The sequence below is a fragment of the Lentimonas sp. CC4 genome, from assembly GCF_902728235.1.
In the GTDB taxonomy this organism is placed as follows: Bacteria; Verrucomicrobiota; Verrucomicrobiia; order Opitutales; family Coraliomargaritaceae; genus Lentimonas.
Map to the genome: position 1 here is coordinate 1100340 of NZ_CACVBO010000001.1, position 12241 is coordinate 1112580.

At 51.9% G+C, this 12241-nt stretch carries 11 protein-coding genes; 3 read left to right on the forward strand and 8 right to left on the reverse strand.

Translation table 11 applies throughout. The features are described 5' to 3' along the window. Positions 1-121 precede the first annotated feature (121 nt). The 5 genes from GZZ87_RS04845 to GZZ87_RS04865 form a co-directional block, all read right to left on the reverse strand. Entirely contained in the window at positions 122-1027 is a 906-nt protein-coding gene (locus GZZ87_RS04845; protein ID WP_162026159.1) for a hypothetical protein, read from the reverse strand. A 163-nt stretch (positions 1028-1190) separates the two neighbouring features. Beyond that, a complete protein-coding gene (locus tag GZZ87_RS04850) occupies positions 1191-1958 on the reverse strand; it encodes a type III pantothenate kinase (RefSeq protein ID WP_162026158.1) in 768 nt (255 codons plus the stop codon). A 68-nt stretch (positions 1959-2026) separates the two neighbouring features. Beyond that, positions 2027-3049: a biotin--[acetyl-CoA-carboxylase] ligase gene (locus GZZ87_RS04855; RefSeq protein ID WP_162026157.1), complete on the reverse strand. Its 1023-nt coding sequence runs from the start codon at positions 3047-3049 to the stop codon at positions 2027-2029. A 201-nt stretch (positions 3050-3250) separates the two neighbouring features. Beyond that, positions 3251-4180, reverse strand: coding sequence for a carboxylating nicotinate-nucleotide diphosphorylase (gene nadC, locus GZZ87_RS04860; protein ID WP_162026156.1), 930 nt, complete (start codon positions 4178-4180; stop codon positions 3251-3253). Positions 4181-4187: 7 nt separating this feature from the next. Further along, positions 4188-4610, reverse strand: a complete 423-nt coding sequence (locus tag GZZ87_RS04865) for a hypothetical protein (RefSeq protein ID WP_162026155.1) — start codon at positions 4608-4610, stop codon at positions 4188-4190. Positions 4611-4851: 241 nt separating this feature from the next. Here GZZ87_RS04865 and GZZ87_RS04870 point away from each other — a divergent pair, with 241 nt between their 5' ends. Continuing rightward, positions 4852-5370, forward strand: a complete 519-nt coding sequence (locus tag GZZ87_RS04870; protein ID WP_162026154.1) for a hypothetical protein — start codon at positions 4852-4854, stop codon at positions 5368-5370. Between the two features lie 5 nt (positions 5371-5375). On the opposite strand, the gene GZZ87_RS04875 is transcribed toward GZZ87_RS04870, so the two are convergent. Then, positions 5376-6947, reverse strand: coding sequence for an RNA-binding domain-containing protein (locus tag GZZ87_RS04875; RefSeq protein ID WP_162026153.1), 1572 nt, complete (start codon positions 6945-6947; stop codon positions 5376-5378). A gap of 105 nt (positions 6948-7052) precedes the next feature. Continuing rightward, the gene (locus GZZ87_RS04880) at positions 7053-8645 is read right to left on the reverse strand and encodes a bifunctional GNAT family N-acetyltransferase/carbon-nitrogen hydrolase family protein (protein ID WP_162026152.1); all 1593 of its coding nucleotides are present in this window, start codon (positions 8643-8645) and stop codon (positions 7053-7055) included. Between the two features lie 344 nt (positions 8646-8989). Between GZZ87_RS04880 and GZZ87_RS04885 the strand changes: the two genes are divergently transcribed. Beyond that, positions 8990-10441, forward strand: coding sequence for a DUF4139 domain-containing protein (locus tag GZZ87_RS04885; protein ID WP_162026151.1), 1452 nt, complete (start codon positions 8990-8992; stop codon positions 10439-10441). 169 nt (positions 10442-10610) lie between these two features. On the opposite strand, the gene nikR is transcribed toward GZZ87_RS04885, so the two are convergent. Continuing rightward, positions 10611-11045: a nickel-responsive transcriptional regulator NikR gene (gene nikR, locus GZZ87_RS04890; protein WP_162026150.1), complete on the reverse strand. Its 435-nt coding sequence runs from the start codon at positions 11043-11045 to the stop codon at positions 10611-10613. Between the two features lie 187 nt (positions 11046-11232). On the opposite strand from nikR, the gene GZZ87_RS04895 reads away from it, so the two are divergent. After that, complete coding sequence (locus GZZ87_RS04895) at positions 11233-12240, forward strand: ABC transporter substrate-binding protein (protein WP_162026149.1); 1008 nt, start codon at positions 11233-11235, stop codon at positions 12238-12240. The last annotated feature ends 1 nt before the right edge of the window (position 12241 follow it).

Here is a 12241-nt window from a genome sequence, read left to right on the forward strand (position 1 = left end):
TAGGGGTGTTGCTTGCGACACCCGCGTCGGTTGGAGGTCATTACGAATCTTCGTTTACGTATGGCTTTACGCGGGCCTCACAAGTAAAGCCCCTGAAGGTCATGGAGTTTTGCAACGACCCCTACGAAGATTTCGCTCCCTTATGATGCACCGTGTCGATTCGAAGAGCGAGTTGGTGGATCTGGATACCAGTGAGCTGTTTAATTTGATCGATGATGTAGTGCTGTAAGGCTTGTGTCGAAGCGGCTATTTCGAGTCCGAAGGGGATGTTGAGCCGCAGCGTCACATCGTAGCCGTCGTTGCGTGGCTTGATCTGAATTTTACGCACCTTGATACTCGGAGACTTTTCGTTGATACAATGCAGTAGCATTTGGGTAAGTGCTGCCTCACTAATAGTAATGTCACCATGCTTATGATAGCGGGGGCGGACTACGGTTTTATCATAGACACGTGCTGGACCGAAGATTTTTAAGCTGCGTTCGCACCAGACTTGAACCGCCTTTGCGACCATGCGTGGATAGGCTTGTTTGACCTCGATTATCGGTAGCGGAATGATGTGTTTCCCGTAGGTTTTGCGGTCGTGGATCGCCAGGGCGATTTCTTCCTCTGTGGCGATCTCTTCGATTTTGATGAAGCGTATTGGTTGAGGAATATTCAGCGTTTCGCAGTTGCGCCGAATCATTTTCTCGCTGGTGCCGAGAAGGAGAATCTTGTTGAAGTCGCCGTGTTGGATCGCGTCTTGCACAGCTCGTCGGTGGTCGAGATTATGAAAGATGGCTGTCTTGACGGCTGTGAAGTAGCGTGCTTTGTGTTTGGCGGACTCGCCTGCGATGATCTTGCCTTTGTGAATCAGCAGTCCGTCATCGATAATACAGTCGATCTGATGAGAGTTAGCGACCAGACGTGCTCGAAAGCTCTTGCCTGTGCCTGCCTTTCCGACCAGCGCAAATACCTCCAAGTGCCTCGTTTTAAGACGCGCTTGTTTCCATGTGCGATGTAGTTTCGACAAGATAACCTTATGGACCATTTCCTTAGTATAAGATATAATACTGGCTAAATGTCGATACTATATGTGTTGGAGATGCTTATCGAGAGCAGTTTATGCGAGAGATGGCCTCCGGGGCGCCATCGCTCCTAAACAACTAACAATGCTGGTTAGACGAAACAGCGCTCGTGCCTCACATTTAATATCACTGCTGTCGCTTAAACGCTACCGCTAGTCCCATGAGGGTCAGATCTTCGACGAACAAACTCTTCTGTGCCCAGTCTTGAGTGAGATTGGCGATGCTGCCGCCAGTGGAGAGCACGATGGGTTCGCCTTCACCGCGGGCGTGAAGCTCCGCTAGGACGCGGGCACGGAGAGCATCGACCATGCCTGAAAATCCGACTGCGACGCCAAGTTTCATGGCGTGCACTGTAGATTTACCGATCGCGCCTTCGACGTTGAGTAGGTCGTCCTCGCTGAGTTCTGGGAGGAGTGCGGTTTGCTCGTGCAGGTAGTGCGTCATCACGGCGAGGCCGGGGGCTATGATACCGCCTTCGTAGCCGACGCTGGTAATGATGTCGAAAGTTACGGCGGTGCCCATGTCGAGAATGATAGCGGGCACGCCGTAAAATTCTTGCACGGCGATGGAGTTGGCGATGCGGTCTTGGCCGATTTCGGCTGGCTTCGGGTAGGCTAACTTAAGTCCACGGCACGTTTCGTGTGTGAGGTGGAAGACGGGCAGGCCGAAGGGCTTCACACTGGCGACGAGGTTGGCATTGATATCGGGCACCACTGAGCAAAAGGAGATGCCTTCGGCGTGCTCCAGTAGCAATGTGATGGCTGCAGCAAACTCTGCGGAGGGCCCGTCGATGAAATGACGCGTAGGGAAGTGCCCTGTTTGGATGACTGCTTGTCCATCCACTAATCCGTAGTGGGTGCTGGTGTTACCGACATCGATACTTAAAATTTTCATAGCTGTAAGGAGTTAGAATTTAGGAGTTAGTTACAGTGCGTGGCTTCTGACTACTAGCTCCTAACTTCTTAATTCTTTTTTAAAGTCACATCGCCGGCACGAATCGAAATCGTGCTGCCATCTGGTTGAGTGAGTAGTAGGGCACCGGATTCGTCGATGCCACTGGCGATACCGGAAATCTCTTTGCCGCCTTGGAGAGCGGTCACTGGTTTGCCGTTCAGGGAACTAAGTGGTGTCCAGGCTTCAGGGAGTGTCTCTGTAGTCTTATCGTGGATACAGGCCTCGTAGGCCTCGTTGACAGCTTGCAGCACACGGGCAGCGACTTTGTTGATCGGCACTTCTTGGCCGTTGATAGCGTAGAGGCTAGTGGCGATACTTTGGAGTTCTTTGGGAAAACTGGATGGATTACTGTTTAGGTTAATGCCTATGCCAAAAATGATGCTACGCATGCTGTCGGCGTCCATTTTTGCTTCGGTGAGCATGCCGGCGAATTTACGGCCGTCGCAGTGGAGATCATTGGGCCACTTGATCTGAAGCTTGGCTTTGGGCGTGAAGCTTTGCAGTGCGCGGCAAATGTAAATGCCTGCCCAGAGCGTGAAGTCTTGGAGTTGTTGCGGCGGGATGTTGGGTTCAAAGAGAACAGAGAGGTAGAGATTATCAGCCGAGGCGCTATACCATTCACGTCCGAGGCGGCCACGGCCTTTGGTTTGGCAGCTGGAGGCGATGGCGAAGGGGCTCTTGGTTGCGTAGGTAATTTGCCGCTCTGCTTCGCTGTTGGTGCTGTCAATTACAGGGAAGTAGCGCACATCAATCTCCGTGGCCGCCGCTTCTAAGTAATAGCGGATCAGTGCAGGATGCAGGACTTCGGGCTCTTTGACTAGACGGTAGCCGCGGTTACGCACGGCCTCGACGTCGAAATTCTTTTCACGTAGTTTCTCGAGCTTGCCGTGGATTGCAGGGCGCGAGACACCGAGTTGTTCGGCGAGTAAACTGCCGGAGACATAGTCTTCGGGCGCATCAAGCAAGGCTTTGAGGATCGTGAATTCGTCCTCGGTGCTTTTCGCTTCTTTATAATCGGTGTCGTTGCTCATGGTTTCGTGAGAGAAGTGAGATGAGTGATAGTGAGGAGTGAGAGTGGTGAACAGTTTTTCTAGGCTTAATCTTAATCATCTTTATTATGGTGGGTGCTGCGCTCACGCGTAACAGACAAGACGGAGGTCTGCTGGAGATGGCGCCGCAAGGTTTGTGCCACTTTCCCACTTTCACTCGCCGAAGGCGTTCACTCTCACTGTTTACAGCCAATCCAGGCCAATATCCTTCCATGTGCTTTGGTGCACGGGTGCACCGGTGGAGATGAAGTCGAGGCCGAGGATGCCGAGTGCCGGAAGTGTATCGATCTGAATGCCGCCGCTGGCTTCGGTGCAGGCGCTGTCACCGATGAGTTCAATGGCGGCTTTGAGGGCTTCCTCTGAGAAATTATCGAGTAGAATAATGTCGGCGCCGGCTTCGAGCACGGGTGGAATTTGCTCTAGCGTATCGACTTCGACTTCGATCGCTAGGCCTTCGCATGCGCCGCGGGCTAGACTCACAGTCTGCGTGAGACGGTCGCCACCAGTGGCTCCAGCTACGGCGAGGTGGTTGTCTTTGAGCATGACACGATCAAACAAACCGATACGGTGGTTATAGCCGCCGCCACAGGCGAAGGCATATTTTTGTAGCACGCGGTAGCCAGGCAGTGTTTTACGTGTGTCGAGTAGCACGGTGTCGCTTTGGCCGAGTGCATCGACGTAGGCACGTGTTTCGGTCGCGATACCGGCGAGGTGTTGAAGGAAATTGAGGATGATACGTTCGGCTTGCAGCAGCGGTCCGGAAGGTCCGGAAAGTTTGCCTATGGCATCGCCGGCTGCGAGACTGCCACCATCTTGCACGTGTGCTTCAAAGGTGCAGCCTTCGCCGTAGGCATCGAGTGCGAGCTGCACGAGTCCGAGTCCGCAGATGACCATGGGCTCGCGGGCGGTGAGTTGGGCAGTGCCAGTCGTGCCTTCGGGCATGAGTGCGGTGGTGACATCGCCAAGGCGTTCTGGCCGTGTCGCGAGGCCAGCACCAGCAAGGTCTTCGATTTTAGCGAGGCCTACGAGTTGGCGCAAGTAGTCGGGGTCGAGATCGGCCCAGGTGAGCTGTGTGCGAAAGTCGGTTTGTGTGTATCTACGTTCGGTGGACATGTTGGAATTAGTCGTATGATTGAAAGTCTGAGACTCTTTGGTTACTGCGCTCAAAGACAATACGCTTTCTTAATTTACTTCGTGTGGGGGTGCCACTGACGCCGATTCCAGCTCCGACGCCACCACCGCGGGAGCTGATGCCTATGGAGTTGAAGATATTATAATCAGGTTCGAGTTCGTCATATTCCCAAATATAGCGTGTGCCGTTTGAGTCTGTGTCGGACTTAATGTGGCTGGGTTTTCCGAGTGACATGCGGACTTGGTCTTCGTCGAATCCGACGGCGATTTGACCTAAGCGGATGAGGCGCTTTTCGGCGGCGGTGTAGCTGTTGAACTGCGGGCTATTCTCTTGGATGCGTTGGCTTGGAGTGGAGCAAGCGCTGATGAATAGGGCGATTAAAAGCGCGAACAGCGTATGGGATCGTTTCATGATTGGTGAGTGTTGGAGTATACAGTGTATAATTTGATGGATTCACGCTATCGTATCAATGGATTCGCTCCAGCATATTGTTTTTGATGAAAACACGCTCGCACTATGAGGGGTCTTCCCTATTACAGTTAACATGGTTTTGGAAATCTGCTTTGTGGTAGCCCTTGTAATTGGAGTGGCTGTGGTTTTTTGGGTGATGGTGCGACATGCTTCACAGAAGATCGTTGGGCAGTATCGTCAAATGGCACTGCAACTAAAAGTTGCGCTGACGGAGCCAGAGGCACAGCTCTACGGTTTTGTTCGTTCAGAGCCTTTTCTCCACGGTATGTATCGTAAACGTGAGATTTCCATATCAACTCCTGCTAAGGGACTGCAAAACACGCGCCAGATTGAGACGGTCGTGAAGGTTGGTGTGAAGCAGTCGTCCTTTACGTTTCAAATGACTGCGACTGGGTTGATTGGTGCATTGCAGCAGCGCGACAGCGGATCGAAGAAGCGTTGGATGAGTGGCGATTCTAGCTTTGATACTGTGGTTGACGTGCGCACCAGTGATGAAGGACGGTTTGCTCGTATATTTCACGTGGATCGTCGGGCCTTGATTTCGAAAGTATTAAGAGGTTCGAAGGCGAGGATTACCATGCGAGACGGAGTCTTGTCGTTCGCTGAGTTGGGACTCATTGCCGACGATCTCAAGCGAGAGCGCATCATAGAAATCACTGACTTATTGTGTGATTTCGCCGAAGTGGTGGAAGGTCGCTAAGGCCGCTATTTACCTGCTTTGATGTAGTCTAGCGCTTGGCTGATAGGCAGTTCGTCACTGGAGGGACCGTTGCGGATGAAGAAGCTCTCCCCTTTGGAGTGCTTAAGAAATACAGGCTCATTGGAGCGTATACATTCAGCAATGCCGACTAGTTTTTCGTCGATCTGAACCGTGCGGAAGTCGATGTATTTAGAGAACTCCGCGCCGATGTGTTCTGCGATCAGGTTTTTGAAGTGTAGTTGAGCGTGGTCTTCGCTTTCGAATTTGTCGGCTTCTAGTCCGGTGATTTCACCGTCGTCGGTGACACCAATGAGCAGGGTGCCACCTTCGGTATTGAGGAAGGCAGCGAGTCCTTTGAGCCAAGCGATCTCGATCTCTTTGCCAGGCTTGTTGGTGTGAAGGTTCAAGCGCATAGTGGACTTAAACTCGCGGCGCTTGCTCTCTCCGCGTTGAATGATGTCGCGTATGCTCTCGATTGCATTTTCTGGTTCGAAAGCGACTGCGGGGCCGCCGCTGTGGCGTGTTTGACGTTTAGCGAGTAAGAAGCTGAAGGCTGCTGCGATGCAGAGTGACACCCCTGTAATGCCAGCTAATGCAGCATGGCGCTTGTTGGCACCTATTGAGGTATCATTCTCCGGCACCATGACACCGATCCATGTGTTGCGGTGTGTCTTGTTGAGTGGGCGGAAGCCGCACCACCAGAGCTGGTTATCGTGTCGCACCGGAATGATACGGTCATCTAGCTGGTCTTGGCGCCAAGCAGCGTGAGCTTTTTGTGCCAGTTCATTGTTGGTCTGGTGCAGGGCTTTGAATTGTGAGCTTATATCGGCATTGTTACCGACGGTGTAGAGTGCCTCGTCGCGCCGGAAGATAAAGATCTGACTGTTGGGGCTGGGCTGCATTTTTTGAATGTTAGCGTAGAGATGTTCCATCGATATATCGAAGGCGACGACCATTTGATAGGCGTCATTGACAGTGCTTGGAATCGAGGTCGAGGCTGTGACTCCGACTACTTTACGGCTGAAGAATTGATAGGGTTCGGTCCAATAGACGGCTTCGTTGTTCAAGGCCGGGTAGAACCAGGGGCGACTGCGAGGATCGTATGTGGTCGGCTCGGTCTGTCTGGAAACGATTTGGCCACCTTTCCAGTATTTGACTTCGGCTACGCGGGTATTGCCTTGTAAATAGGTATGCGTCGTTTGTAGGCCGCCATCGACCTCCGAGATCTGGTAGCTTTGCCCGTCGGTGTCGGCGATCATGATCCCGCAGTGGTGGCTGTCTTGCTGGATGATCGGGAACAGCAAGTGATACATGGACTCAGGGTTCTTGAGTGTTAGGAGTTCGGACTCTCCCCATTGACGAGCCATGCGCACCGAGCTCTCTGTGCTACTACCAACGTTTCGGAATTCGTTGGCGGCTCGTTCGGCGGAGTTTTCAATGAACGATTCGGATACGTCACGTTCCGCTTGCGAGACGAAGTAGATAGCTGGCCCCAAGCCGATGATAATGAGGACGACGAGGGCGATGAAGAAGTCTCGCAAGAAGTGCTTAGAGAGGGATTTGTCAGAAGCTGGCATGTCTAATAGGAAAGTGACTATAGCACCGAGATTTCGAGACAGCGTGAAGCCTAAAAGGTTACCAATCGCTGCGCGCTCTCGCGCAGCGATTGATATCTAGGTATGCTATTTCGGCAGTTCGATTCCAGGGGCGTCACTCAGCTCATTGCAGGTGTCGAGGTTTTTCAGATTCACTTTCATTTCGAATAGGTCGGTGCGTCGATCCAAGCGCGGAGTGACAGAACCAGTCGTGCGTGAACGGTAGAGGTCTTCGGTATCGATGTCGGTGACTAACAGTGTTTCCACATTCGAGTCGGCAATGGCTTGGATCCCGTCGCGGGCGAATTCGAAATCCGATGGTGTGAAGACCGCTGCTTGGCCGTAGTGGATGTCCATTGCAGGCACACTGGGCAAGTTGCCAATGATACCAGCGGTCGCAACGAAGATTTGATTCTCGATGGCGCGGGCTTGAGCGCAGTAGCGCACACGTAGCTGTCCGTGGCGGTCGTCGGTGCAGTAAGGGACGAAGAGAATTTCGACTCCTTGGTCTGCAAGGTAGCGCGTCGCTTCGGGAAATTCGACGTCGTAGCAGATTTGCACAGCGATTTTCGCTTTGGGCGTGGGGAGTATGACGAGTTCGTGACCGCCGGAGATGCCCCAATACTTTTTCTCAGCGGGTGTGATGTGCAACTTCGGCTGCGTCACATAGCGACCGTCAGAATCGAAGATCAGGCACTCATTCTGCAATTTGTCGTCGCGCTTGATCGGGTGGCTACCTGCGATAATGTAGAGCCCATACTTACTGGCCATACGCGACATCAGAGCGATAAATGGCTCGGTAAAGTCGTCGGCCAGCTTGCGAATCCCGTCGATGGCGGGGAGTGGTTCGATGACAGATAGGAGTTGCACTGAGAAGAACTCGGGAAAGAGCACGAAGTCAGCGCGGTAGTCGGCGGCGGTTTCAACGAAGTATTCAACCTGGTTGGCGAAATCTTCAAAGGTGTGGACCTTACGCACCTTGTATTGCACGCAGGCGATACGCACTTTGGAGGAAATTTCCTTGGGTGTGTAGTCCGGATTGAGCCATTCGATCAGGCTGGCCAAGTTATGGCTCATTGGATCGACAATGTAATTGCGCAAAATACCGCGCACGACGAAGCCTTGTTTGAGCTGGAAGCTGAGCACGTTGTCGTGCATCTCGCCGTCTTTGACCTTTTGAATGTAGGCCTCGGGGCTGAGTTCTTTTTCGTGCTTGGAAAAACCAGAAATACGACCACCCGCGAGGATGCGGCGTAGGTTGAGTTGTTTGCAGAGGCGACGGCGCGCTTCGTAGAGCGCTGCACCGATACCTCGGCCTTGGCAGTCAGGGTCGACGTAAACATCGGCGCCGTAAAGTGTGTCGCCCTGTGGATCGTGGTTATGGAAATAGCCGCCGTCGGTGATGCCGCCGTAAGTATGCGCACGGTAAGGATCGCGACTACTCTGGACAATGAGTGAGGCGACGGCGCCAACGATGTGGCCATCGACTAGAGCGACCAGTTGCCCGTTCGGGAACAATTTGAGGTGGTTCTGTAGTTGGCGCTCACTCCAGACGACATTTTCTTCCGCCATCAGTGGAAAGGCTTTTTTGTTCAATTCGATGAGGTGCGGAATATCCTCATGCTCGACTTGGCGAATATCAACGGGACCTGATTTACTTTGAAATGTGAATGGAGACATTGGCATATAATCCTATATTTAGAAGTTAGAAGTTAGAAGTTAGAAGCTAGGAGTCAGAAGTTAGTCTTTTGTAATAAGCGGCTTAGGAATCCGTCTTCCGTCGCCAATTTGGTAGCGACTGCATAAAGCACTGATGTTCAGCTTCTAAATTCTGTCTTCTAACTTCTTACTACTCTTTTAAGGATAATCGTAGTCTTTATGCGGACGTCAAGTGGGTCGATGGGGGTAATATGAAGATTCTTTTTGGCTGTGAAACAGTCACAAAGGAATCGTTGGGATGGGGTTTACAGGACAAAAACTGCTATTAGTTTCTAATAAACCCCTGCGTCTCACGTCTTCTTATTATGAAACAATTAATTATCCCAGCCTCTGTTCTCGTTTTCGCCTCCCTTGCTTCGGCACAGCCAGCGATCACTGTCTATAATGAAAATTTCGGCGTGGTGCGCGACACCGTGTCGCTTGACTTGAAGGCGGGGCTCAGCGATGTGACTTACAGCGGTGTGACGGCGCAGCTGGAGCCAGAGTCCGTAATCTTACGCGATCCTTCGGCGAAAGTTGCGCTCAGCGTGGTCGAGCAGAGTTACCGTGGGGATCCGGTTGATCAGGCGCGACTGCTGCAAATGTTTGAGGGGCAGACGATTCGCTTTTTGAAAGTGGTCGACGGTAAGGAAGTGATGGAATCGGGCAAAATTATTCGCGCGCCATCAGTGGTGATCACCAAGGATCACTACGGCCGTCAGCAGCAACGCACGCTAGAGCCGATCGTCGAAGTCGATGGCGAATTGGTAACACGTCTGCCTGGTCAACCACTGTTTCCGAGTCTAGGAGACGATTCGGTGCTGAAGCCCACGCTGTCTTGGAAGTTACATTCGAATAAAGATGCGGCGGTGGACGCACAGCTCAGCTACTTGACCAATGGCATGTCTTGGAAGGCAGACTACAATCTCGTGTTACCAGAGAAGGGCGATGAGGTGACGCTGACAGGGTGGGTGTCGGTCGAGAATAACACGGGCAAGACATTTGAAGATGCGAAGATCAAGCTCATCGCGGGCGATGTAAATAAGGTGGAGCCGCCGCAACAAGCACGCCGCGAAAAAGCGGTCTTCGCCATGGCAATGTCGGATGGTGCCTCTGCGCCACAAGTCGAAGAAAAGAAATTCGACGAGTTTCACATGTATTCCTTACCGCTCGCGACGACCCTGCGTGATCGCGAGACGAAGCAGGTTGAGTTCGTGCGCGCTGAGAATGTGCAGACCAAGAAGCTCTATGTATATCAAGGTTTCAAAGGACGGTATTCTGGCGGGCGTAATATGAACCAGAACTACGGGCAAAACGCACAGCCCGACATTGCGATTTACCGTGAGATCGAGAATAACAAAGACAACGGGCTATCCGTGCCACTCCCTGCGGGCCGCATGCGTTTTTACCGCATGGATGACGACGGACAGCTAGAATTTACCGGCGAGAACACCATCGATCACACAGCGAAGAACGAGACCATCCGCGTCTATTTGGGCAACGCCTTTGATCTAGTCGGCGAGCGCACGCGCACGGACTTTTATACGCATCCAAGTCGCGCCTTGATTCGCGAAACCTTCGAGATAGAGATTCGTAACCGTAGCGAAGAGACGGTTACCGTGAAGGTAGTCGAACCCTTGTTCCGCTGGTCGAATTGGGAGATTCAAAAGCCAAGTCACGATTTCGAAAAGACGGACTCACAGACCATTGAGTTTCCTGTGACGGTTGCACCTGATGGCACGGAGACTGTGACTTATACCGTTGAGTATACTTGGTAGATCGATTGTTCCACGATTAGTGTTCCACGTTGGTTCCTATTTGTTGGATCTGCCTTTAATTCCTTATTATACAAGAGGAAGCAGTGTTCCACGGAGAGTGTTCTACGGTTTTTTGTAGGCGCTTTGCTTGTCAGTGACCATGAGCAAAGCCCCTACAAGAGGAAGATGACTACCGTCCGTGCACCTGAGGGATCAGCTTACTCGTCAATGTCAGGCCGCCTGATTTAACGCCTTTGCAGGCGAGCATACTGTTGGTGAGGTCGCGTAAGCGTTGCACTGGCCCCTGCACGAGTAACACTTCCATGATGTAGTGGCCTTCAAGTAGCACGTGCTGACTGCTAATGCATTCTTCCAAGTGGTCGCGTTCAATTTTGGCTAGTTTTTGTAGCAGGCCTGGCTTTGCGGTGTCGTAGAACAGCGTCACCGTGCCTGCCATGACGGTTGTATCATCCTGCTGTTGATGCGTGACGATCGAGGTCTCGATCATTTCCGCAACGGCTTGAGAGCGATTTTGAAAGCCTCTACTTTCGACCATTTGATCGAGTGCGGTTGCCAGTTTAGCGGGGAGGGAGATGCTGATGCGTTGTGCGAGTGATTTGGTCATTTTTGCGCCGAGTTCATACGATTCATCTATAGAGGCTTTAGATCGTAATACTTTTTGCAATAAAATTAATACTTAATATCCTGAGAATGTGTTTTGGCACGTTTCATGCACTTCGGTTCCTGTTCGCTGGTAAGAGTCATGTCTAAACATGCTCACCGCACCACTCACCATCAAATAGAAAATCATCATGTTGAAGCTAAACAACTGGGCCGCAAAGGCTACTCGAACAGGACTCTGCGCACTTGCACTTCTTGCTGCAAATGTGCTTTCCGCTAAAGAACCACTTAAAATCGGCTACAGTGACTGGCCAGGATGGGTCGCATGGCAGATTGGTATCGATAAGGGCTGGTTTGAAGAAGAAGGCGTCGATGTCGAATTTCTCTGGATGGACTATGTGGCGTCGATGGATGCGTATGTCGCGGGTCAAGTCGATGCGGTGACTATGACGAATGGCGACGCACTGGTGACAGGTGGCACAGGTAAGCCTTCAGTTGCGATCCTCATCAGTGACTACTCCAATGGTAACGACATGATTGTCGGCGCTCCTGGTATTAACAGTCTAGAAGATCTCAAAGGTAAGAAGGTCGGTCTTGAAGAAGGCTTCGTGATTCACCTTCTACTGCTGAAAGGCGCTGAGCTTGCAGGGATCGATCCATCCGAGTTTACGATTGTGAACACACCGACCAACGAGACGCCACAAGTGTTGGCTTCCGGTGCGGTTGATGCGATTGGTGCATGGCAGCCAAATTCTGGCCAAGCTCTGAAGACGGTGCCTGGCTCAAAACCAATTCTCACATCTGCGGATGCACCGGGTATCATTTACGATCTACTGTCTGTAGATCCCGAAAGCCTTGAAGCGCGTCGCGACGAGTGGGCTAAAGTGGTTAAGGTTTGGTATCGCATTGCCGATTTCTTGAAGGACGAGGAAAACATCGACGAGTCGCTTGCGATCCTTTCCAAGCGTGTCGCTATCACTCCTGAAGAGTATGAGCCTTTCCTCGCTGGCACTTACATCTTGTCTCTCGAAGAAGTGCTTCCGATTTGGAAAGAGGCTAAAGGTCTCGGTTCTGTCTACGGTTCGACTGTCATCGCGGATGAGTTCAACGTCGAACAAGGTGTTTACGATGAGCCACTCAAGACGTCTCAATACTTAGACCCGAGCCTCACGTTGGAATACGCTGAGTCGGTCAAGTAAC

What these genes read in the sequence shown, in the direction of transcription:
- GZZ87_RS04855 (WP_162026157.1), bottom strand. Translation starts at nt 3,049, where the DNA reads ATGAGCAACGACACCGATTATAAAGAAGCGAAAAGCACCGAGGACGAA.
- GZZ87_RS04875 (WP_162026153.1), bottom strand. Translation starts at nt 6,947, where the DNA reads ATGCCAGCTTCTGACAAATCCCTCTCTAAGCACTTCTTGCGAGACTTC.
- GZZ87_RS04880 (WP_162026152.1), bottom strand. Translation starts at nt 8,645, where the DNA reads ATGTCTCCATTCACATTTCAAAGTAAATCAGGTCCCGTTGATATTCGC.
- GZZ87_RS04845 (WP_162026159.1), bottom strand. Translation starts at nt 1,027, where the DNA reads ATGGTCCATAAGGTTATCTTGTCGAAACTACATCGCACATGGAAACAA.
- GZZ87_RS04895 (WP_162026149.1), top strand. Translation starts at nt 11,233, where the DNA reads ATGTTGAAGCTAAACAACTGGGCCGCAAAGGCTACTCGAACAGGACTC.
- nikR (WP_162026150.1), bottom strand. Translation starts at nt 11,045, where the DNA reads ATGACCAAATCACTCGCACAACGCATCAGCATCTCCCTCCCCGCTAAA.
- GZZ87_RS04885 (WP_162026151.1), top strand. Translation starts at nt 8,990, where the DNA reads ATGAAACAATTAATTATCCCAGCCTCTGTTCTCGTTTTCGCCTCCCTT.
- GZZ87_RS04850 (WP_162026158.1), bottom strand. Translation starts at nt 1,958, where the DNA reads ATGAAAATTTTAAGTATCGATGTCGGTAACACCAGCACCCACTACGGA.
- GZZ87_RS04865 (WP_162026155.1), bottom strand. Translation starts at nt 4,610, where the DNA reads ATGAAACGATCCCATACGCTGTTCGCGCTTTTAATCGCCCTATTCATC.
- GZZ87_RS04870 (WP_162026154.1), top strand. Translation starts at nt 4,852, where the DNA reads ATGGCACTGCAACTAAAAGTTGCGCTGACGGAGCCAGAGGCACAGCTC.
- nadC (WP_162026156.1), bottom strand. Translation starts at nt 4,180, where the DNA reads ATGTCCACCGAACGTAGATACACACAAACCGACTTTCGCACACAGCTC.